This is a genomic window from Paenibacillus sp. OAE614 (genome assembly GCF_040546645.1).
Taxonomy (GTDB): domain Bacteria; phylum Bacillota; class Bacilli; order Paenibacillales; family Paenibacillaceae; genus Paenibacillus_AQ; species Paenibacillus_AQ favisporus.
This window is the reverse complement of the sequence record NZ_JBEPOD010000001.1, coordinates 1,040,490-1,059,961: the sequence shown is the minus strand read 5'-3', so window position 1 is coordinate 1,059,961 and position 19,472 is coordinate 1,040,490. Positions and strand designations below refer to the sequence as shown.

Genomic DNA, 19,472 nt, shown 5'->3' with positions numbered 1-19,472 from the left:
TGATGCTCCTTTAGCCCGTTCTTGTTTCCAATTATAGCGTTTTCATGATTGGGTTGACAATATGATTCACGTGTGCATTTTTCCGGAATCATATTGACTTGAACCCTGTCTGAACTTAAACTGAAACCGTTAACAAATATTTCATGTCCACGAGGTCATATGATTACGATTAAAGACATCGCGCGCGTTGCGGGGGTATCGCATACAACTGTTTCCAGGGCGCTGAACGGCAACCCGCTCATCAAGAAGGAAACCCGCGACCGCATTGAACGCATCGCCGCCGAACTCAACTACATTCCCAATTACAGCGCCAAGAGCCTGGTGATGAAGAAGTCCTACACGATCGGCCTGTTCTTCTCCAGCATCGACCAGGGAACTTCGGCCAGCTTTCTCGTGGACGCCATCAAGGGCATTCATCAGGTGCTCGACGAGAACTATAGCCTGACCGTCCACGGGATCGACAGCATCCGGCACTATGATGCTATAACGCCAAGGCGTTTCGACGGCGTGCTCGTCATGAGCCAGAGCGAAGCGGACAACGCTTTCATCTATCACCTGAAGCAGAGCGGCATCCCCTTCGTCGTCCTGAACCGCCAGCTGGATGACCCCGGCATTCTGAACGTGGTCGCCAATGACCGCGAAGGCGTCCGGGAGGCGCTGGATTATGGCATTGGCCTCGGTCACCGGAAGATCGCCATCATCGAAGGCAAGGCCGGCTTCAAGTCGACAACGGAGCGGAAGCAGGGATTCATGGACAGTCTGATCGCCCACCGCCTCCCGCTGGTTCCGGACTATTTCACCGCCGGGGACTACGGGGTCGAAAGCGGCTATAACGCCATGATGTCGCTGCTCTCTCTGTCCGATCCGCCGACCCTGGTCTTCTGCTCGAATGACGATATGGCCATCGGCGCGCTGAATGCCTGCTACGCGCGGGGCGTCGCGCTTCCCGGACAGCTGTCGCTGATCGGGTTCGACGATATTTTGTTCTCGCAGTATACGTACCCGCCGTTGACAACGATCCGCAAGCCGATTGCCGATATCAGCAAGCTCGGCACCATCAAGCTGATCGAGCGGCTCGAGCAGCCGGACTCGGCGCCGGAACAGCTGTTTGTCCAGACAGAGCTGATCATGCGGCAAAGCGTTGCGGCTGTCACCTAGGAGGGGCAGCTGTAATGCCCTCGTTTTTTTCGAGGACGATAATTCAAACATGATTTTTTTACGCCAAAATGTTAACGTGTGCATAATATCCATCATCTCTAAAGGAGGCATGAAATACGTATGACACCACGTCTTTCCCGCAGCCTGTTTCCCGATCTCCCCGCCCTGCCCGAGCGCATGATCCAGTTTGGCGGCGGCAACTTTATGCGGGCTTTCGTGAACTGGCAGATGCAGCAGATGAATCTGAAGGGATTGTTTAACGGAAGCGCCGTCGTCGTGCAGCCGACCGCGCACGGCAAGAGCACTTCGCTCATGGAGCAGGACGGCTTATACACCGTACTGCTTAAAGGGCGGCTTCAAGGGCAGCTGGTCAATTCGAGCGAAGTTATCGCCACCGTCAGCCGGGTCATCAATCCCTATACGGATTATGAGACGTACTTGAAACTGGCCGAACAGGACGAACTCGAGTTCATCACTTCCAACACGACCGAAGCCGGCATTGTGTATGAGGCCGGCCTGCGCCGGGAGGACGCTCCGCATTCCAGCTTTCCCGCCAAATTGACGGAGCTGCTCTACAGGCGGTTCCAGCTCGGCAAAGCCGGCTTTATCATCCTCCCCTGCGAGCTGATCGAGGACAGCGGCGAGAAGCTGCGCCGCTTCGTGCTGCAGCATGCCGCCGACTGGCAGCTTGGCGATGCGTTTGCCGCCTGGGTCACGGACGCCAACACATTCTGCTCCTGCCTGGTTGACCGCATCGTTCCGGGGTACCCGCGGGATCAGGCAGACGACCTGGAGCAGAAGCTCGGCTATGAAGACCCCTTCATGGTCAGTGCCGAGCCCTATCATCTGTGGGTGATCGAAGGGCCGGCGTGGCTGCGGGAGAAGCTTCCGCTTGCCGAAGCCGGGCTGAACGTCATCGTCACGGATGACCTGTCGCCTTACCGCGAGCGCAAGGTTCACCTTCTCAACGGCCCGCATACGGCCATGGTGCCCCTGGGCCTCCTTGCCGGGCTTGAAACGGTCGAGGACGTGATGAAGGATAGCGATTTGGGCCGCTTCGTCGAGGAGCTGATGGAAGACGAAATCCTGCCGGTGCTGAAGCTGCCGCGGGCCGAGCTGCTCGAATACGCGGCGGCTATCCGCGAGCGGTTCAACAACCCGCTGATCCGGCATGAGCTGGCATCGATCTCGCTGAACAGCATTTCGAAATTCACGGCCCGCCTGCTGCCGGTGCTGATCCGTTATCAGCAGGCCCAGGGGAAGCTTCCCCGCCTGCTCGTCCTCTCCTTCGCCGCACTCCTCCTAACCTACCGCGGCGACCAGGTCGCCCGCCGCGATGTGCCGGAAGTGCTGGAGGCATTCGATCGGAACTGGACCGACCATGAATCGTTCGTTACCGGCATTCTGAAGGAAGAACGGCTGTGGGGCATGGATTTAACGGCAGTTCCGGGTCTTGAAGCACTGCTTAGGGAGCATATCGGCCTGCTGGAACGCGAAGGCGTCCGGGCCTCGCTCCATCAACTGACCTGAGGAGGATTGACATGAAATCATTGATGAAACTGAACCCGCGGGACAGCGTCGCCGTTGCCCTCCGGCCGATTCAAGCCGGGGAACCGCTGGAAGTGGACGGCGTGAAGCTGGAGTCCGCCCAGGAAATTCCGCAAGGCCACAAAATCGCCCTGACGGCGATTCCCCCAGGCGATATGGTGATCAAATACGGGTATCCGATCGGCCATGCGGTTTCCGCGATCGCTCCTGGCGATTGGGTGCACACGCATAATCTCCGGACCAACCTGGACGGTGAGGAAGAGTACGAATACCAGCCGGACCTTCATCCGATTTCCTACCCGAACCGGGGCCTCACCTTTGAAGGGTACCGGCGGGCCAATGGCAAGGCAGGGATCCGCAACGACCTGTACATCGTCCCGACCGTCGGCTGCGTGAACGGCGTGGCCGAGCTGATCCTACAGGAATTCAAGGCCGTCCACCCGGACCTCGGTCCCTTTGACAACGTCACGATCCTGAAGCACCCGTACGGCTGCTCGCAGCTGGGCGACGACCATCGCCAGACCCGCAGCATCCTGCTGGACGCGGTCCATCATCCCAATGCCGGCGGCGTGCTCGTGTTCGGTCTCGGGTGCGAGAACAACATCGTCACCGAGTTCCGTGAACTGCTCGGAGACTACGACGAGTCCCGCGTCAAATTCCTCGTGGCGCAGGAGGTCGGTGACGAGGTCGAAGCCGGCATGGCCCTGCTCGAAGAGCTGTATGAAGCCGCAAGCCTCGACAAGCGCGAGCCGATCCCGCTCAGCGAGCTGAACGTCGGCCTCAAATGCGGCGGCTCCGACGGCTTCTCCGGCATTACGGCCAACCCGCTGCTCGGCGCCTTCTCCGATTTTCTTATCTCGCAGGGCGGATCCACGATCCTGACCGAGGTGCCTGAGATGTTCGGCGCCGAGCGCATGCTGATGGCCCGTGCCGAAAACCGCGAGGTATTCGAAAGCATCACCTCGCTGATCAACGATTTCAAGCAGTATTTCATGTCCTACGGAGAGCCAGTGTACGAGAATCCGTCCCCAGGCAATAAGGCCGGCGGCATCAGCACGCTGGAGGACAAATCGCTCGGCTGTACGCAAAAGGCCGGCACCGCCCCGGTCGTCGACGTGCTGCAGTACGGCGAGAAGCTGCGCAAGAAGGGCCTCAGCCTGCTGCAGGCGCCGGGCAACGATCTGGTTGCGTCCTCCGCTCTCGCCGCCGCGGACTGTCAGCTCGTGCTGTTCACGACCGGACGGGGCACGCCGTTTGGCAGCTTCGTCCCGACCGTCAAAATCGCCACCAACCATGACCTCTACAACAAGAAGAAGCACTGGATGGATTTTAACGCCGGCTCACTGCTCGACCGTCCGATGCAGGAAGTGCTGGAGGAATTCATCGCCTACCTGATCCAGGTGGCGAGCGGCCAACAAACGCGGAACGAGCAAAACGACGTACGGGAGCTGGCTATTTTTAAAACCGGGGTTACCCTGTGATGTCACTGGACGATTAAATCCATTTCGATTTTATCCAAAGGAGCTGTGGACCATGTTCTTGAACGACGATTTTCTGCTGACGACCGATACCGCCCGCAAGCTGTTTCATCAGCATGCCAAAGACATGCCGATCATCGACTATCACTGCCACCTCGACCCCAAGGAAATCTATGACAACCAGAACTTCCGCAACCTGACCGAAGCCTGGCTCGCCGGGGACCATTACAAATGGCGGTTAATGCGGGCGAACGGCATCCCGGAATCCCATATAACTGGCGACGCTTCCGATTACGACAAGTTTCTGGCATGGGCCCGGACCGTCCCGAAAACGGTCGGCAATCCGCTGTACAGCTGGACCCATCTGGAGCTGCGCCGCTTCTTCGGCATTACCGAGCTGCTGAACGAAGAATCCGCCCCGCGGATTTGGGAACAGGTGAACGCCAAACTGGCGACGGATGACTTCCGGCGGCGGAACATCATCAAGAACTCTGGCGTCAAGGTCGTCTGCACGACCGATGATCCTGCCGATTCGTTGGAATATCACCAGCTGCTGAAAAAAGAGGATACCGGCTTCCGCGTGTTCCCGGCCTTCCGCCCCGATAAGGCGCTGAACATCGACGCTCCCGGTTTTACCGATTGGCTGGAGCGCCTTGCGCAAGCCGCAGACCAGCAGGTCACGACGTATGCCGAACTGCTGGACGCCCTGAAGCAGCGGATCGACTTTTTCCATGAGCAGGACTGCCGGCTCTCGGACCATGCGATCGACGTGCTGCGCTATCATGAGGGCAGTGCGGAAGAGCTGGAGCGCATTTTTGCGAAAAGGGTGGCCGGTGAGACGCTCTCCCTGGAGGAAATCACCGTTTACCGCACGGAGCTGCTGAGCGCGCTGATCGGATTGTACCACAGCAAAAATTGGACGATGCAGCTGCATATCCATGCCTTCCGCAACAACAATACGCCGATGTTCAAGCGTCTGGGGCCTGACACCGGCTATGACGCCCTGAACGACCTGCCGCTGGCCGGCCCGCTGTCCCGGCTGCTCGACCGTGCTGAATGCGGCCAGGGCCTGCCGAAGACGATTCTGTATTCGCTCAACCCGAACGATTATCCCGTCCTGCTGACCCTGATGGGCTGTTATCAAAAGGATACGGCTGGCAAATTCCAGCTCGGTTCCGGATGGTGGTACAACGACACGCGCAGCGGCATGCGTCATCAGCTCACCCTGCTCGCCGACAACAGCCTGCTGGCCAACTTCGTCGGCATGCTGACCGACTCCCGCAGCTTCCTTTCCTATACCCGGCACGAATACTTCCGCCGCGTGCTGTGCGAGCTGATCGGCGAGTGGGCCGAGCGCGGGGAAGCGCCTGACGATGAAGTCCTGCTCGGACAAATCGTGGAAGATATCGCCTACGGCAACGCGGAGCGGTATTTCGGCTTCAAGGAGCTCGGCATTCCCGAAGCGCTGCGCTCCTAAGCATGAGCGTGAGGCAATGCTGGGCGATAACACCCCGAGCCATGCCATCAGACCACTTTTTGTTCTCTGGTAAAAGAAAGGGAGGACTCCGTACTATGACCATGACGCTGTATATCGTCGGCGATTCCACGGCCGCCCTGAAGGGCGCCATCGAGAAGCCCATGACCGGCTGGGGCGAATACCTCCAGCAGCACCTGGATCCGGCGATCCGGGTAGACAACCGGGCGATCAACGGGCGCAGCACCCGCTCTTTTATCGCCGAGGGCCGCTGGGCCGCCGTGGAGAACGAGCTTCAGCCCGGCGACTACGTGTTCATCCAGTTCGGCCACAACGATCAGAAGCAGGAAGATCCTTCGCGCTTCGCGGATCCTGCTCCCGGCGGGGAATACCGCACCAACCTGAAGCGGTTTATCGAATCGTCCCGCTCGCGCGGCGCCATCCCCGTCCTGCTGACTTCCGTCAGCCGCCGCCGTTTTACGGCGGAGGGACTGCCGGATCCCGACGCTGTCGGTCCTTACCCCGAGGCGATGCGCGAAACCGCCCGGGAGACCGGCGCGCCGCTGCTCGACCTGTTTGCAGCTTCCCAGCAGCTGTATCACCGGATGGGCCAGGAGGAGTCGAAGCATCTGTTTATGCATCTGCCTGCCGGGTCACATCCCAATTATCCCGATGGGACCGACGACGACACGCACTTTTCGGACCGGGGTGCCCGGGAAATCGCCGGTCTCGCGGCGGAAACGATCCGGCAGTGCGAAGCGCTGCCCGGACTGCACCCGCTGCTGCGCAACCTTGCCCCGACAAGCTGATGCGGCGAGTGGCTGCCTGCTTACGGATGGCCGTTGTCTGTCCGCAAGCTTAAAGCCGTCGCGGATTCACAGGGACCATGGCCATGACTTGCGGCTTTATTCCGCTAATAGACGCAAAAAAAATCCTCCGTGCCCCATAGGGCTCGGAGGATTTTTCATCATAATATTCCGGTGTTTATTTATACATCATTCTAACCTGTTTCTGAATTAACGCACCGATCTGGACTCCAGCTCATACTGCGTTTCCCGGGACTTGAAGGACAGCAGGAATCCAAACACCAGCACGATGCTTGCGAGAATGTACGGATAATTCACATTCATGTCAAACAGCGCCCCCGCAATGATCGGGCCGATAATGTTGCCAAGGCTCGTAAACGCGGAGTTCAGCCCCGCCACATAACCCTGCTCCTCATTGGCAAACTTGGACATCTGCGTCCCGATGGCCGGGCGCAAAATATCCATCGCCAGAAACAGAACGAAGGTCACGGCGACCATAAGCCAGAACGTATGCACAAGCAGCGTGAAAATAATAAAGAGGATCGATACGAAAATGCTGAGCGTGATGACTCTTTTCTCTCCGAACCGGTTCAGGATCCAGCCGAAGATGGTTATCTGCACCACCGCCCCGCAGACCGAGCCAAACGTAATGATAAAGGCGATATCCTTAGGCGTAAAGCCGAATTTATGATCGACAAACAGCCCAAACACCGTCTCGAAATTGGCGAGTCCGAACGAAGCGACAAACACGACGATCAGACTGATAAAATAAGGGGCCCGGTAGGCACCTGCCAGCTGGCGCAGCAATCCGGCCGGTGCCATCTTGGTATCCGATCCGTCACTGGTCTGCGCGGCCTTCGGCACCTCACGCAGGAAGAACGCGGTAACCGCCATGGCCAGCAGCCCGCCGACCGCGGCAGCGTAGAAAGGAACCCGAATGCCATATTCGGCAAGATATCCGCCGATGCCGGGTCCGATGATAAAACCGGTCGTGATGGCAGCGTTGATGAAGCCCATCCCTTTCCCGCGCTCTTCCTCACTTGTGACGTCAGCGGTATAGGCCATGACGGCCGGCATAACCAGAGCCGCACTCACCCCGCCCAGCATTCTCGCCAGGAACAGAAAAGGCAGCGTGCTGGATGCGCCGAACAACCATTCCGACACGGCGAACAGCAGCAGTCCGGCCAGGATGACCTTTTTGCGGCCGATGGAGTCCGACAGCCTTCCGGCGATCGGCGAAAAGACGAGCTGCGTAATGGAAAAGGCCGCGACCAGCAGGCCCAGCACGCTTCCGTTAATGTGCAGCAGATTCATATAACTCGGCATAATTGGAATGATAAGTCCAATGCCCGTAAAAATAATGAAGTTGTTGAGCATGAGGAGCAGAATGGCTCCCCGGTTTCTAACTAGCAGCGACATAAAAAAGCCTCCGTAAGCAAATTCAGCATTTATACTGAACGTTCGTTATGTATTATGGCGTGAGATAACGAAGACCATTCTCCGCTATCGTTCTTTTACTTGCTTATCCGTCGCCACTCCGTTCAAAAAAACAGTGACGGCATCCCGGTACAGCAGGGTCGTCTTCTCAGGATTTAATCTGCGTGACAGCTGATTGGCGCCGAAAAAAATCGCTTCCAGCACGGCCGCGAGCCGCTCGGCATCGCCCGGCATGAATTCGCCGCGGTCGATTCCTTCCTGCAGCAGGTTCTGATTAAACGCCAAATGCTTGACCTTCATCTCGGCCATACGGGATTCCACTTCGGATGTCTTTTCTTCGTTATGAAAAAATTCATCGGCTGCCTTCGTGAGCGGATGGTTCAAGTCGTCAGCCGCCAACTGTTCCGCCACGGCATACAGCTTCTCGGTAGTGGTTTTATACAAGTGCTCGTTTTGCTCCCAGTTCAGTTCCCATTCGCGGTCCCACTCTTCGAGCAGGTGAAGGAATAATCCTTCTTTGCTCTTGAAGTGATAGTAGATGTTGCCTTTGCTGCTCCCGGTCGCGGCCACGATATCTTCGATCGAAGTCGCCTTATAACCCTTTTGAACAAACAGCGCGCGGGCGGCATCTGCAATCTTCCTCTTGGTCTGTTCGCTTTGCAGCTGCTTCTGGTTCATGACGCTCACTCCAATACATATATATACCGAACGTTCAGTCAGTATTGTAGCACGGCACTTTTTTCATGGCAAGCCGCAGTTTATTTTTCCTGTGACACGATCTAAAAAAACCCGGACGCCGGTGTGCCCGGCTCCGGTTTATGTAAATGGACTGGCGGCTCAAATGATTGCTGTTCCAGCCGTTACATGATTATTAATGTAACCTTGCCATCGATGAAAGAGACAACATCGTAATTGGACCAGCCCCAGGTCTCGATCTTCGTTCCGTTCACGGACTGGATATCTTTAGCGGCGGGATTTCCCCAGGACAGCAGCACCTGCTCCTTGGTCATGCCAAGCGTTACGTTGCCCGCCTTGATCTGGCTCCAGACCGAAGATGACCATTTATACTTTGTATAGGGATCATATTTCAAAAAGTACGTCGAGTCGGCAAACAACTGCGTCACTTCCGAGGTATTCATGGCGTAGCTCTTCAGCGTTTTTCCAGCAGCCGATTTGAAAACAACGACAAAGCTTCCCGTGTCCGTTGGAAGAACATCCGTCACCGTGACTTTGGAGAACCGTTCCCAGCCATCAAAGTCGTTCACCCAATACGTTTTCCCGATGAATTTGGCCAGACTGCCCTGCATTGCTTTCTTAATCAAGCCTGCAGTGTCTTGAGAGACGATCGTCATCTTGCCCTGACCGAGTGCAACTTCGGCCTGCCGCCATTTGGCATCCCAGGTTACCTTGGCACCCAGCGTATCGGCAAGCAGGGAGGCAGGAATGTACGTTTCGCCTTTGTCGATGATTGGCGATGCTTTTAATGTCAGATTACTGCCGTTAAATTGGGCTGCCTGACTGCCGGCCTTAAATGACAGCTTCGCATCCCCGAGAGCAGCGTTCCAAGTACCGCCCGATACCTCAGCCGTACCTCCCAGCGCCTTGAACACCGTCTTGGCTGGAAGATATACGGTTCCCTTGACCTGTTTGGCATATTTCAACGGATCGCGGAGGCTGACCGTCACCGTTACGCTGGTGGAGACGCTGCCAGAAGTCACCGTCAGCTTCGTCTCGCCTACGCCGGCCGCTTTCAGCTTGCCGTCAGGCTGCACTTTCAGCAGGTAAGGCTTGTCCATGTCAAGCTGCGCTTCCTTCAGAGGCACCTTCAGTTTGGCCCCGTTGGTATACGTCTCTTGAATATCGACCTGTACCGTATCGCCAACATACGGCCTCTTATCGGAGACGGACATGGACACCGCCTTAACGGCAGGCACCTCCACCGGCTGGACCTCGCCGTCCTTGCTGATGACCCATGTCCCGTCGGCACGCTGCGCGTAAATGCCTTCGGCCAAGTCATCCTTATACGCATCTACCGCCGTCTTGACCACGTTGCTCAGCCCCTGAACCTGCGTGGTCAATTTCCAGCGGTTGGAGTATTCTCCCGTCTGCCATACGGTTCCATCCTTGCGAGTCACGATCAGCACGTCGGTTGGTTCTGCGGAAACATAAGAAATATGTATCGCATCAGTAGCAATGGTTACCGGGATAACCCGGCCATTGTCGTCAAAGTTCGACATTTGATAGACCACGACTTCTCCACCTGTGTACAGCAGAGCGACGCGGTCATCATGCACGGCCATCGACTTGACCGATCCGGCATTGTTTACGGTTCCGACTTTTTTGTATTGATCGGTCTTGTACGGATCCTTGAACAACAGCTCTCCGCTCTGTGTCAATGCGGCAAAATCCTTCTCCCCGTAGCCAATCAGCGTTATGCCGCTAAGATTCTTCAGCTTGCTATCACCGGCCCAGACGGTACCATCGGCCTGAAGCCGGTACGGCCCGGACACCTGCTTGATTCCGCTTTTCCCCTCAACCACATGCGGCTTCATGCCGATATCCCATTCAACCAACCGGCCGTCACGCGTAATGCCCAGGCCTTCGTATACGTTCCCCGAAATCTCTTCGACCGAGCCTTTCGTATAGATGGTCCGGTTTCCGTCGACCATAGACCACATCGAGCCGTCACTCATCAGATACGTATTTTTGCCGGCGATGTCTTTAATCTGCAACTGCTGAGCCCCGTCGGCAAAAGCCGTCTGATGGCCGAAAGTCGGGACGGCACCCATCATCAAGGCGCCCAGCGCAATCGTGGACAGCCTTCTTTTCCATGTTACATTCAAGTTCATAACCCCTCTTTGTCATGTCATATTTAGGCAAATCCTTGTATGATTCGACACCATGGTAAAATATCCCTTCAAATCAAAAAACACGCCACTCATTATTGTGACGTGTTCCTTACAAATGAAAGGAATAACAACATTCGCTGACCCACTCAAATATGTTTACGCTCCGCCCGGGTCGATGCTTTTCGCCGTGCCGGCTTCTTGGCAACCCTTCCGTAGACGACCGGTTTGGGCAAATTCACACGGTAATCAATGATGCGGCCGTAGCCGTCGGTCTGGATCGTGCAGCAGCTATTCATCAATTCCCGCACCATTTCCCGGCCCCGTTGAACCCTGGATTTGGCGCCCGAATAGGAAATGCCAAGCTTCTCGCTCAGTTCCTTCTGCGACATCCCTTTCAGTTCGGAGAGCTCAACCGCCTCCCGGTACTTATCCGGCAGGTAAGGAATAACGCCTTTCATCCCGCAGATCGCCTCCTGCGAGTAGTCTTCGCTGTCCTCTTCCGCAACGCTTGGCAGCTGCTCCGGAAGTTCATCCATCCGTCTCTCCTTGCGGAAGTGATCTGTCACCGCATTCCGGGCAATCTGATACAGCCAGGCCCGAAGCCGATCCGGGTCCTGCAGTTCCGGCAGATGCAGGTAAGCCTTCATGAAGACCGTCTGCACGATATCTTCGGTATCGGGGTGGCGATTCGTCCGGCGCGCGACGAAAGCGGAAATCGGCTCGTGATATTGATCCCACAGCATTTCCGGCGTGATCGCCGGCCGGCAGCCATTAGCCTTCCATCCTGCAGCATCCGTGTATCCGGCCTGGTCTTCTGTCATCGCGGAATGGTTCACGGCTGTGTGTATTTGCTTCGGTTCACATCCCTTTTCCTGTGCTGGTCTATCCTGCATTATGACATCTCCTTCCCCGTAGAACGTGGCTTTTTTATATTTATCCTGCGTTTAATATAAATTTTTTTAAAAAAATTCCCGCACTTTTGCGTCTTTGATCGGGTTTCTCCGTCTCCATCAATATAACAATAACATTCATCGACGTACATTCACAGAAGACAGACCGCGTTTAGCGGAAGTTTTTCTTGCGAGATCGGGATGTTTGACCACTGAAAAGCCATTCTGATCTCTTAACAAAAACATCTACCGACGTACATTCGCAAAAGACAGACCGCGTTTAGCGAAAGTTTTTCTTGCGAGATCAAGATGGTATGACCACTGAAGCTTACATTCTGATCTCTTAAAACAAAACCTGGAGGGATAAAAAATGAAATACAATTTGTTGGGAAATACAGGTGTGCTGGTATCGGAGATCGGGCTGGGAGCCATGACGTTTGGCGGCGGCGGACAATGGGGCGTTTTCGGCGGGCTAGGAGAGCAGGACGCTGCACAGCTTGTGTGGCAGGCGCTCGACGCGGGGGTCAACTTTTTTGATACCTCCAACATTTACGCCGGCGGACGCTCAGAGGAAATTCTCGGCAAAGCGCTTGGAGCGAAGCGGCAGGACGTCATCATCGCCACCAAGGTGAGGGGGCGTACGGGCAGCGGCCCGAACGACCTCGGCTTGTCCAGACTGCATATTATGCGCCAGGTCGAGGAAAGCCTGAAACGGCTCGGCACGGACTACATTGACCTGTATCAGATCCATAACCCGGACCAGCTGACCGATTGGGAAGAGACGCTGCGGGCGCTGGACGACCTGGTCCGCAGCGGAAAGGTCCGCTACATTGGCTCTTCCAATATGACCGGCTGGGAGCTGATGAAAGCCCGGGGCATTTCCAGGGAACTTGGCCTGCACGCTTTCAAAAGCAGCCAGTCCTACTATTCGCTGGCCGGCCGTGACATCGAAAGGGAGATCATTCCCGTCCTGAAGGATCAGAACATGGGCCTGCTCGTATGGAGCCCGCTTGCCGGCGGCTTCTTGTCCGGTAAATACGCCCGCACGCGTACCGGAAACAGCGAGGACCGGCACACCAAGTTTGCTTTTCCGCCGGTAGATGTGGATAAAGCCTATTCCATCATCGACGTGCTGGAGGACATCGCGAAAACCCGCGAGTCTACAGTGGCCCGCATCGCCCTCGCCTGGGTGCTGAACCAGCCGGCGGTGACCAGCGTGATCGTCGGCGCCAAGCGCCCGGATCAGCTGCAGGATAACCTCGAAGCCAGCGGGATCGTGCTGACAGATGACGAGCTGGCCCGTCTGGATGAGGTGAGCCGGCTGCCGATCGAATATCCGGCGTGGCCCTTTATGGAAGAGGATGATTCGATTATCCGCAAGCATCCTTGAAACTTGGAGCCATATGCCATCGAGCTGGGTTTACATGAGGCGGACCCGCGTTCGCGTTCAGCGGGAGACTTTCCTGCTAGCAGAAATGGTTCAGCCTGACTAAGATATTTATTACTTTCTCATGATCTTGAACAGTCTCTAAATATCGCAAAAAGCCGCGGAGCCCTGCGTCTATTAGCTAGGGCATCCACGGCTTTTGTGCTGTCCGGGCCGGGACGAAACTTCCGCTACACTTCACCCCAGAACAATTCCGTTTCGTAATCGAAGCTGACCTTCCCGTCCACCTGGGTCTGCTCAAACAGCTCCTGCAGCCCCTGCTTCATCCGCTCATGGTTCGGCTCGCCCTCGGCCGGCACATAGGAAGACGACATGGCCCTGCCTATCAGCTCTTCCAGATTAAACAGCTGACGGTTGCCAAATACCGCGGTGTGCATGCCTCCATCCCGGAAAAACGGCTGCAGCTGCGCTCCGGAAATGTTTTTGTGGGTCATTTTCTCATAATCGTTGCTGTACAGACGCAGCTGCTGCTCGTATCCCTCCAGAAAAGGCGTGCCGCTCGTGAGCCGGGAGTTCCAGATCAGGACGGCTTTGCCGCCGGGCTTCAGGATCCGGTGAAACTCCGCCTGCGCGGCCGGACGATCAAACCAATGAAACGATTGGGCGCACACGATGAAATCGACCGCGTCCGCAGGCAGTCCGGTATCTTCCGCAGCGCTGGCGTGCGAGCGGTAATTCGGCGACCCGCCGAGCTCTTTCTCCGCCGCTTCCCGCATGGCTGCGTTGGGCTCCACGGCGATAACCTTGCTGCCCCGCTCCAGCAGGAGCTTGGAGAAAATGCCGGTGCCCGCACCGATATCGGCAATCACCGAATCGGCGGTCATGCCGACCACGGAATAGAGGTAATCCACCGCCTCCGCAGGATAGCTTGGACGGTACTTGACGTAGTTCTCCACCCGGTTTGAAAATCTTGCCTTGCTGTCACTGCTCATCATGCTTCACGCTCCTTTAGCAACATTAGATCATGCCCTCGCATCGAACCACGGACCTGCATCCTGCTGTACCTTCTCGATAATATGTTTCATACAATGAAACAAAGTTCCATTAATTACTGTCTTGATTATAGAAAACGCCGCGTATTGTTGCAAGACCTAATTTAGATAAGCGAAGTCATCTCATCTGTCCGCAGATCCCCTCAAGCGCCAAACCGCAAGCACAAAAAAGCCGTCAACCCTGCATCGCAGAGGCTGACAGCTCTCGTGTTTTTCCCCCGGCCCGCAGAGCCCAGCTGTCTATTTGGCTTCAGTCAGTCCAGCGCACGGCAAGGACCGGCCCGACCTACTGCTTCAGTCCAGCGCTCCGGCCACGACGTTCCCCCGGAACAATGTAGCCACCCGGGGTGATTTGCGGGCGACCGCTTCGGCCGAGCACGACGCGTCGACCAGCGCAAGGCTCGCCTCGTCGCCGATCCGCGGCCAAGCCTGGCGGCCTTCGGCATCAAGCGGCGTTACTCCGCCCGTGATGTACTGCAGGCCCTGCGCGAGCGCCTGCTCGTTCACCCAGCCGGAGATTTCGGCGAGGCGGCCGGCGCGCTCGAGAATGTCGCCGGTGCCAAACGGCGACCATACGTCAAAGACGTTGTCGCAGCCGACCGACACGGATACGCCCCTGCCTTGCAGCAGGCGTACGGGCGGAAACTTGCGGTTCATCGGCACGCTCGTGATGATGCCGATCCCGGCTTCCGCAAGCATGTCTGCGGCTGCTTCGGCCTGCCCGGCGGAAATGTCGCCGAGGCAGAACGCATGGCTGACAGCAACCTTGCCCGCCAGACCGGCATCCCGGGTGAGGCTGGCCAGACGCTTCAGCGTAAACAACCCGAGATGATCCGGGTCGTGCAGATGCAGGTCGATCCCCGCGCCTTCGGAGGCCGCAAGCTCCACCATCGTCCGCAGGGATTGTTCCACATCTCCATCGACCGTCGCCGGATCGACCCCGCCGACGAGCGACGCCCCGCTGCGCAGCGCTTCCCGCACCAGCTCGGCAGACTGCGAGCGCAGGAGCCCCTGCTGCGGAAAAGCGACGATTTCATACGTCAGCTTGCCATCGAACGCCTGAAGCGCCTTCTGGACCTCTTCCATCTGCTTGAGGCCGGCCTCCGGGTAAATGTCCACATGGGTCCGGACGTGAGTGACTCCGGATCGCAGCGCCGTCTCCAGATACAGGGAAGCCCGCTCGGCGATGGAAACGGCATGCTCCGCATGCAGGCGCTTTTCCTCATCCAGCCGGTCAAAAATATGCTTTGCCGGCGTAACCGGCCGCCACTTGGAACCGAGCAGCGTCTTGTCCAGATGGCAGTGCTTCTCGATAAAAGAAGGAAGTGCCAGATTCGACTTGGCGTCCAGCCGCGGCAGATCGTCCGTAATCGCCTGATTCGCCGGAATTTTTATCCGCGATCTTGCCGTCCCGGATCAGGAGATGGCACAGCTCTGTTTCCGTGCCGGTCACCACGCCGTTGTCGGTTTGGAGTCCGCTCTCCAGGCGGACGTTGGTAAGCCAAAGAGCTGATTGCATCGATATCAACATCCTTTCTATTCTATAGATTGAACTAAAAGTTTCAAATTGTATTTAGTTCATTCTGTGGGGTGAAAAAAATTCAAAAGAAGTTACACCCTCATGTCTATTTCATACCGAAAACGGGCTTGCCCTGATGCAGCAGAGCTTTCCTCGCTGCCCGCCTTGCCACGGCTTCCGCCGAGCAGCTGGCGTCCACAAAGACGGCGCTGGCCTCGTCCCCCGGCATCGGCCACACCTGGCGGCCTTCCCCGTCCAGCGGGGTCCGTCCGCCAGTCACAAAGCCGAGGCTGGCTCCAAGCGCCGCCTCACTGCCCCAGCCGAAACGCTCGGCAAGCGTTCCGGCCTTCTCCAGGCTGTCCCCTTTGCCGAACGGGGACCAATGATCGGTGATGCTGTCATGCCCCAGCTCCACCCGAACCCCCTGCTTTGCCAGCATCGGGATCGGAATCGTCCGCCCGAGCGGTACGGACGACGTGACCGAGATGCCAAGGTTCGCCATCCGGGCAGCTGCCGCAGCCGCCTCCTCCGGCGGAATGTCCGCCAGCGCCAGTGCGTGGCTGACCGTGACTCTGCCCTGCCATCCGGCCTGCTCGGTCAGATCCGCGAGGCGCTGGATCGTAAACACGCCCAGGTGGCCCGGATCGTGCAGATGTAGGTCGACCCCGGCGTCCGCCTCTACGGCGAGCTCCATCATTGTGTTCAGCGACTTCTCAATATCGCCGTCCACGGTGGCCGGGTCGACGCCGCCTGTCAGGGAAGCCCCGCTGCGCAGCGCCTCCCGCACCAGGCCGGCCGCTTGGCTGCGCAGCAGCCCGTGCTGCGGAAACGCCACGATCTCGAAGGTGGCGCGGTCCTTATAGGTCTCGGCCGCCCGCAGCGTCGCTTCCAGATTGTTCAGCCCGACAACCGGATCGATGTTGCAGTGGGTGCGAAAATGCGTCGTCCCGGACGCAAGCAGCAGCTCGATAAGCCGCTCCGCTCGATGCTGCGCCGTCGGCAGCAGCTTGGGCAGCAGCTTCTCCTCCTCCTCGATCCGGGAAAAGATGCCTTTGGGCGCCGGTCCCGGTGCTTTCCATGGGCCGCCGTAATACGTTTTGTCCAAATGAATATGCATGTCCCGCATCGCCGGAAGCATCAGCGCCCCGCCCATATCCGTTTGGGGAAAGCCGTCATCCGGCAACCCGTCCGCGGGCCGGATTTCGGCGATGCTCCCCTCCGAAATGCGGATATGGTACAAAGCGGTTTCCGTGCCGCTGACAGCGTCTCCTTCGTAACGCCAGCCGGTCTCCAGCCGGACATAGGTCAGCCATAATGATGAATGTTCCATCAAGCCCTTCCTCCTTTGGTGGTCCTGCGATAGAAGCGCAGACTTCCCTGCCTCATATCCCGTATGCTAACATGGGATTTGATATATGAAAAATATTTATAATATTTGAAATACAAAGGTTTTATATATACATTGAGCAGAAATGACTGGAGGGATGACCCATGGATGTCAGGCAGCTGAGGTATTTTACGATCATCGTAGAGGAAAAACAGATTTCCGCCGCAGCCCGAAGGCTGCACATGTCACAGCCTCCGCTGAGCCAGCAGTTAAAAGCATTGGAGGACGAGCTTGGATCGACGCTTGTGGAGCGGAGCGGCAAGCATCTGGAGCTGACTGAAGCGGGCAAGGCACTGTACAGCTACGCCCTGAAGCTGCTGCAGCTGGTGGACGAAGCCAAAACCGAGGTTCAGGAGATCGGCAGCGGTTTTAAAGGGGTACTCCGCATCGGCATCAACACCCTGTCGTCGGTGGACCTCCCCGATACGCTGATGCGGTTCAAGGAGAACTATCCGCAGGTCACCTACAAAATCCAGCAGAACGAATCCGCCCAGCTGTGCAGCATGGTCAAGAGCAGGGTGCTTGAGCTCGCGATCATCCGCCTTCCGCTTGCGCTGGACGAATTCTCGGTGCTTCATTTGAATACAGAACCCTTTTATTTGATGTCATCCAGGCAGCTTATCCCTGAGCCTCTTGCTCCGGAGATCCCGCTTGAGCAGATTCGAAACTACCCCCTAATCCTTCCGAGCACGGAAGGACTCGGCGTCCACTACACCGTCCTGATGGCCTGCGCGAAGCACCGTTTTGAGCCCCGAATCATCGCCGAATGCTCGGACATTCCTCTGCTGCTATCTTTAGTGTCCAGCGGCTTTGGGGCAGCGGTCGTCCCTGAGACGATCGTAAAGCTTCATGCCAGCCATGATGTCCAGATTGCGAGAATCGCGGACCCGGACTTGTCATCGCCGTATGCTTTGATCTGGCTGAAGGAGCACCACCTGTCCCAGGCGGCGCGGCATTTTATCGATATGATCTCCCCGTCTGCATCAAGGGAATGACAGTGTATAAGCAAAGGATGGCAAACGAAAAAGCCCTTCCGCATACCGGAGAGGGCTTTGGCTTGACACTTCTTTATGAATGATAGCAATGACTTACCGTAAAAAACGTTGGAACAGCCGACGCTTCTTTTTTAATCAGTTAAACCCGTCGTATGTCACAAACTCCGCCACCGGCTTCCGGTAGCCGCGCGGTCTCTGTCTGCCCGTATCCTCCTTGCCGATCGTAATCAGCATGGCCGGCACATACCGGTCCGGAATGTTCAGTACCTTCCGCAGCGCTTCCGGATCAAATCCGATCATCGGACAGGTGTCCCAGCCCCGGTCCTTGGCGATCAGCATGAACAGCATCGCGGACAAGCTGGCGTTCCGGATGGCCTCATCCCGCTTGAACGTGTCGCCACTGCTTTCATACATGTCTGTTACGCTGCTGACCGTTTCCTCAAATTCGCGCTGGTCGATAACGCCAAGGCTGAGCAGCCCTTCGTTGATCGGTCCCACATTATGGTAGGCTTCAAGATCGCCCAATACGGCGATGACGGCCGAGCTCGTTAACACTTTGTACTGCTTGAATGCTGCTTCATGCACCTGTTCCTTCTTCGTTTGATCGATGACGGGAACGTAATGAGCGTGCTGCAGGTTGAAGGCCGAGGGTGCAAATTTGACGAGGTTGAACATGTCGTCCAGCTCCTGCGGGCTGATGGTTACGCTCGGGTCGAATTTATTGGCGGATCTTCTTGCTTTGACAAGGTCTGTAAAGGACGTCATGCTGTTCGCCTCCGTATGTATAAATTTCCAACTTACTATGAAGTTATCATATCATACTAACTGTAAAAAAGTAAGTTACAATTTAAAAAATGTTCTGACCTCTGACATATCACCCGCTCCAGTCCGTGAAACGACCGGCATCGTCCCACAGATGGCTGAACGCCTGCTCAAATTTGGCGGCAACGGCCGCATCCTTGATCATCAGCACGACGTCGTCATTTTCCTGGGCAGAGGACTCCAAATAATTCATCGATCCAGCCTCCACCCGGCTTTGATCCGCAATCAGCATTTTCAGATGCATCTTCCCTTCATGCGCATTCACCTTGACCGGAACGCCGGCTTCCCGGATCCGCTTCAGCGCTTTCTTCTGTTTCCCTTTTTCTTCCGCATGCGCCCGGTCCGTAATCAGCCGTACCTGAACCCCTCGGTCCGCCGCATCGATGATCGCCGTCACAACCGGCTCGTAGCTGATGCTGTATACGGCAATATCCAGCGAGGATTTGGCCTCCTTGATGAGCTGTACGATCGCTTTCTCCGGACGTTCGCCTTCGCTCGTGAACAGGGCTTGAACGTCAGCAGCAGAGCCTTCTGTTACTGCACCGTCATGAGCAGAGCTTCCTTGCCCTTGTTGTTCATCCGACGCAGCGGAGCAGCCGGAAACGGCGGCACACAGCAGAATGGCGGACACGGAACTGTTGATGGCTTTCATCGGATGACCTCCTTCAAA

At 56.8% G+C, this 19,472-nt stretch carries 15 protein-coding genes and 1 pseudogene; 7 read left to right on the top strand and 9 right to left on the bottom strand.

Translation table 11 applies throughout. From position 1 onward, the window contains the following. Positions 1-159 precede the first annotated feature (159 nt). The 5 genes from ABIE48_RS05350 to ABIE48_RS05330 all read left to right on the top strand — a co-directional run bounded on the left by ABIE48_RS05350 (position 160) and on the right by ABIE48_RS05330 (position 6,467). Positions 160-1,158 carry a LacI family DNA-binding transcriptional regulator gene (locus tag ABIE48_RS05350; protein WP_192715130.1) on the top strand — a complete coding sequence of 333 codons (999 nt, stop codon included), beginning with the start codon at positions 160-162 and terminating at the stop codon, positions 1,156-1,158. Positions 1,159-1,278: 120 nt separating this feature from the next. Beyond that, positions 1,279-2,688 carry a tagaturonate reductase gene (locus ABIE48_RS05345; protein ID WP_192715131.1) on the top strand — a complete coding sequence of 470 codons (1,410 nt, stop codon included), beginning with the start codon at positions 1,279-1,281 and terminating at the stop codon, positions 2,686-2,688. A gap of 11 nt (positions 2,689-2,699) precedes the next feature. Then, positions 2,700-4,187 (top strand): UxaA family hydrolase, encoded by a 1,488-nt coding sequence (locus tag ABIE48_RS05340; RefSeq protein WP_192715132.1) that lies wholly within the window; start codon positions 2,700-2,702, stop codon positions 4,185-4,187. A gap of 52 nt (positions 4,188-4,239) precedes the next feature. Next, positions 4,240-5,661 (top strand): glucuronate isomerase, encoded by a 1,422-nt coding sequence (gene uxaC, locus ABIE48_RS05335; protein WP_192715133.1) that lies wholly within the window; start codon positions 4,240-4,242, stop codon positions 5,659-5,661. Between the two features lie 95 nt (positions 5,662-5,756). Next, entirely contained in the window at positions 5,757-6,467 is a 711-nt protein-coding gene (locus tag ABIE48_RS05330) for a rhamnogalacturonan acetylesterase (protein WP_192715134.1), read from the top strand. Between the two features lie 207 nt (positions 6,468-6,674). Here ABIE48_RS05330 and ABIE48_RS05325 read toward each other — a convergent pair whose 3' ends face one another. The 4 genes from ABIE48_RS05325 to sigZ all read right to left on the bottom strand — a co-directional run bounded on the left by ABIE48_RS05325 (position 6,675) and on the right by sigZ (position 11,643). Continuing rightward, positions 6,675-7,883, bottom strand: a complete 1,209-nt coding sequence (locus ABIE48_RS05325; RefSeq protein ID WP_076170343.1) for an MFS transporter — start codon at positions 7,881-7,883, stop codon at positions 6,675-6,677. A gap of 84 nt (positions 7,884-7,967) precedes the next feature. After that, the gene (locus ABIE48_RS05320; protein WP_145159952.1) at positions 7,968-8,579 is read right to left on the bottom strand and encodes a TetR/AcrR family transcriptional regulator; all 612 of its coding nucleotides are present in this window, start codon (positions 8,577-8,579) and stop codon (positions 7,968-7,970) included. A gap of 182 nt (positions 8,580-8,761) precedes the next feature. Continuing rightward, a complete protein-coding gene (locus tag ABIE48_RS05315; protein WP_354518446.1) occupies positions 8,762-10,744 on the bottom strand; it encodes a stalk domain-containing protein in 1,983 nt (660 codons plus the stop codon). A gap of 152 nt (positions 10,745-10,896) precedes the next feature. Continuing rightward, the gene (gene sigZ, locus ABIE48_RS05310; RefSeq protein WP_354518444.1) at positions 10,897-11,643 is read right to left on the bottom strand and encodes an RNA polymerase sigma factor SigZ; all 747 of its coding nucleotides are present in this window, start codon (positions 11,641-11,643) and stop codon (positions 10,897-10,899) included. A 367-nt stretch (positions 11,644-12,010) separates the two neighbouring features. On the opposite strand from sigZ, the gene ABIE48_RS05305 reads away from it, so the two are divergent. Next, positions 12,011-13,030 (top strand): aldo/keto reductase, encoded by a 1,020-nt coding sequence (locus ABIE48_RS05305; protein WP_192715136.1) that lies wholly within the window; start codon positions 12,011-12,013, stop codon positions 13,028-13,030. Positions 13,031-13,257: 227 nt separating this feature from the next. On the opposite strand, the gene ABIE48_RS05300 is transcribed toward ABIE48_RS05305, so the two are convergent. The 3 genes and pseudogenes from ABIE48_RS05300 to ABIE48_RS05290 form a co-directional block, all read right to left on the bottom strand. Next, entirely contained in the window at positions 13,258-14,022 is a 765-nt protein-coding gene (locus ABIE48_RS05300; protein WP_192715137.1) for a class I SAM-dependent methyltransferase, read from the bottom strand. Between the two features lie 351 nt (positions 14,023-14,373). Further along, positions 14,374-15,598, bottom strand: a pseudogene (locus ABIE48_RS05295) (amidohydrolase). A 106-nt stretch (positions 15,599-15,704) separates the two neighbouring features. Beyond that, positions 15,705-16,928, bottom strand: a complete 1,224-nt coding sequence (locus ABIE48_RS05290; protein WP_186326011.1) for an amidohydrolase — start codon at positions 16,926-16,928, stop codon at positions 15,705-15,707. A gap of 161 nt (positions 16,929-17,089) precedes the next feature. Here ABIE48_RS05290 and ABIE48_RS05285 point away from each other — a divergent pair, with 161 nt between their 5' ends. After that, positions 17,090-17,980, top strand: a complete 891-nt coding sequence (locus ABIE48_RS05285) for a LysR family transcriptional regulator (RefSeq protein ID WP_192715139.1) — start codon at positions 17,090-17,092, stop codon at positions 17,978-17,980. A 135-nt stretch (positions 17,981-18,115) separates the two neighbouring features. Here the strand turns inward: ABIE48_RS05285 and ABIE48_RS05280 are convergent, their stop codons facing one another. Together ABIE48_RS05280 and ABIE48_RS05275 are read right to left on the bottom strand one after the other, a co-directional pair. Next, entirely contained in the window at positions 18,116-18,745 is a 630-nt protein-coding gene (locus tag ABIE48_RS05280; RefSeq protein ID WP_192715140.1) for a nitroreductase family protein, read from the bottom strand. Between the two features lie 109 nt (positions 18,746-18,854). Beyond that, entirely contained in the window at positions 18,855-19,454 is a 600-nt protein-coding gene (locus tag ABIE48_RS05275) for a phospholipase D-like domain-containing protein (protein ID WP_192715141.1), read from the bottom strand. Positions 19,455-19,472 lie beyond the last annotated feature (18 nt).

What these genes read in the sequence shown, in the direction of transcription:
- ABIE48_RS05350 (WP_192715130.1), top strand. Translation starts at nt 160, where the DNA reads ATGATTACGATTAAAGACATCGCGCGCGTTGCGGGGGTATCGCATACA.
- ABIE48_RS05345 (WP_192715131.1), top strand. Translation starts at nt 1,279, where the DNA reads ATGACACCACGTCTTTCCCGCAGCCTGTTTCCCGATCTCCCCGCCCTG.
- ABIE48_RS05340 (WP_192715132.1), top strand. Translation starts at nt 2,700, where the DNA reads ATGAAATCATTGATGAAACTGAACCCGCGGGACAGCGTCGCCGTTGCC.
- uxaC (WP_192715133.1), top strand. Translation starts at nt 4,240, where the DNA reads ATGTTCTTGAACGACGATTTTCTGCTGACGACCGATACCGCCCGCAAG.
- ABIE48_RS05330 (WP_192715134.1), top strand. Translation starts at nt 5,757, where the DNA reads ATGACCATGACGCTGTATATCGTCGGCGATTCCACGGCCGCCCTGAAG.
- ABIE48_RS05325 (WP_076170343.1), bottom strand. Translation starts at nt 7,883, where the DNA reads ATGTCGCTGCTAGTTAGAAACCGGGGAGCCATTCTGCTCCTCATGCTC.
- ABIE48_RS05320 (WP_145159952.1), bottom strand. Translation starts at nt 8,579, where the DNA reads ATGAACCAGAAGCAGCTGCAAAGCGAACAGACCAAGAGGAAGATTGCA.
- sigZ (WP_354518444.1), bottom strand. Translation starts at nt 11,643, where the DNA reads ATGCAGGATAGACCAGCACAGGAAAAGGGATGTGAACCGAAGCAAATA.
- ABIE48_RS05305 (WP_192715136.1), top strand. Translation starts at nt 12,011, where the DNA reads ATGAAATACAATTTGTTGGGAAATACAGGTGTGCTGGTATCGGAGATC.
- ABIE48_RS05300 (WP_192715137.1), bottom strand. Translation starts at nt 14,022, where the DNA reads ATGATGAGCAGTGACAGCAAGGCAAGATTTTCAAACCGGGTGGAGAAC.
- ABIE48_RS05290 (WP_186326011.1), bottom strand. Translation starts at nt 16,928, where the DNA reads ATGGAACATTCATCATTATGGCTGACCTATGTCCGGCTGGAGACCGGC.
- ABIE48_RS05285 (WP_192715139.1), top strand. Translation starts at nt 17,090, where the DNA reads ATGGATGTCAGGCAGCTGAGGTATTTTACGATCATCGTAGAGGAAAAA.
- ABIE48_RS05280 (WP_192715140.1), bottom strand. Translation starts at nt 18,745, where the DNA reads ATGACGTCCTTTACAGACCTTGTCAAAGCAAGAAGATCCGCCAATAAA.
- ABIE48_RS05275 (WP_192715141.1), bottom strand. Translation starts at nt 19,454, where the DNA reads ATGAAAGCCATCAACAGTTCCGTGTCCGCCATTCTGCTGTGTGCCGCC.